This window comes from bacterium, from assembly GCA_030654305.1.
Lineage (GTDB): Bacteria > Krumholzibacteriota > Krumholzibacteriia > LZORAL124-64-63 > LZORAL124-64-63 > PNOJ01.
The window spans coordinates 1-1251 of record JAURXS010000091.1 but is presented as its reverse complement, the minus strand read 5'-3'; the positions used below and the strand labels follow the sequence as shown (position 1 = coordinate 1251).

The following is a 1251-nucleotide window of genomic DNA, read 5'->3' as shown; positions in this document are numbered from 1 at the left end:
TGCTCGGATCTTGCGTTCCGGGTGGCCGTATTCTATATTCCTGCCCGTTGCTGCCCGGTCGTTCAACGGTAGGACTGCTGACTCTGGATCAGTATCTGGGGGTTCGAATCCTCCCCGGGCAACCATGGAAGACAGCGACGGCCCACGGGCTGTCGGACAGCTAGTGCCCCCTTCGTCTAGTGGCCTAGGACGCCGCCCTCTCACGGCGGTAACACGGGTTCGAGTCCCGTAGGGGGTACCACAGCGACGGCGAGCCGCCCGACGGGCGGCTCGCTGTTTTTGCGCGCCCCCGCGCCCTTGCGGGTCCTCCCGAATGCCGCTAGCTTCTGTCCGCGATTTGAGAGAACACGTCCGTCGACCGCGGCCCCGCCGCGCATCCCCGAGCCGGAACGGCTCACCCAGGAGGGTCCATGTCCCAGTTCATCGGCCAGCAGGCCCCCGATTTCGCCGCCACCGCCGTCATGCCCGACAACAGCGTCAAGGACGGCTTCAGGCTCAGCGACTACCGCGGCAAGTACGTGGTGCTGTTCTTCTACCCGCTCGACTTCACCTTCGTCTGCCCGACCGAGATCATCGAGTTCAACCGCAAGCTCAAGGAGTTCGCGGCGCGCGACGTTCAGGTCATCGGCGTGTCGATCGACAGCCAGTTCAGCCACCTCGCGTGGAAGAACACGCCCGTCGACCAGGGTGGCATCGGCCAGGTCCAGTACCCGCTGGTCGCCGACCTCACCAAGCAGATCAGCCGCGACTACGGCGTCCTGCTCAACGACAGCATCGCCCTGCGCGGCACCTTCCTGATCGACAAGGGCGGCGTCATCCAGCACCTGGTGGTCAACAACCTGGGCCTCGGCCGCAACATCGACGAGACGCTGCGCATGGTCGACGCCCTGCAGCACCTCGAGAAGCACGGCGAGGTCTGCCCCGCGGGCTGGCACAAGGGCGAGGAGGCCATGAGCCCCAACGCCAAGGGCGTCGCCTCCTACCTGGCGAAGCACGGCAAGTAAGGCCTTGCCGCCGACGAGCGACACGACGGACGGGGTCGGGGGCCGCGCTCCCGACCCCGCCGTGCGTCCGCGGCGGGCGCTGCTGATCTTCGTCGACGGTCTGGGTTGGGGAGGCGGTGGTCCCGCCGTCGATCCCTGCCGCGACTATGGCGGCACGCTCTTCGACTTCGACCGCACCGACGCCCCGTGCCGTCCGCTCGACGCCTGCCTGGGCGTCGATGGCCTGCCCCAGAGCGCCACCGGCCAG

General features: G+C 67.7%; 2 protein-coding genes and 2 tRNA genes. All 4 read left to right on the top strand.

The window, feature by feature from the left end; all coding sequences use genetic code 11:
- Positions 1-51 precede the first annotated feature (51 nt).
- Positions 52-125, top strand: a tRNA-Gln gene (locus tag Q7W29_02470).
- Positions 126-165: 40 nt separating this feature from the next.
- Positions 166-241: transfer RNA gene (locus tag Q7W29_02465), tRNA-Glu, on the top strand.
- Positions 242-410: 169 nt separating this feature from the next.
- Positions 411-1004 carry a peroxiredoxin gene (locus tag Q7W29_02460; protein ID MDO9170674.1) on the top strand — a complete coding sequence of 198 codons (594 nt, stop codon included), beginning with the start codon at positions 411-413 and terminating at the stop codon, positions 1002-1004.
- A gap of 4 nt (positions 1005-1008) precedes the next feature.
- Positions 1009-1251: hypothetical protein (locus Q7W29_02455; GenBank protein MDO9170673.1), on the top strand; the 243-nt coding region annotated here is incomplete at its 3' end.

Coding starts and splice junctions, on each gene's coding strand:
- Q7W29_02460 (MDO9170674.1), top strand. CDS start 411: ATGTCCCAGTTCATCGGCCAGCAGGCCCCCGATTTCGCCGCCACCGCC.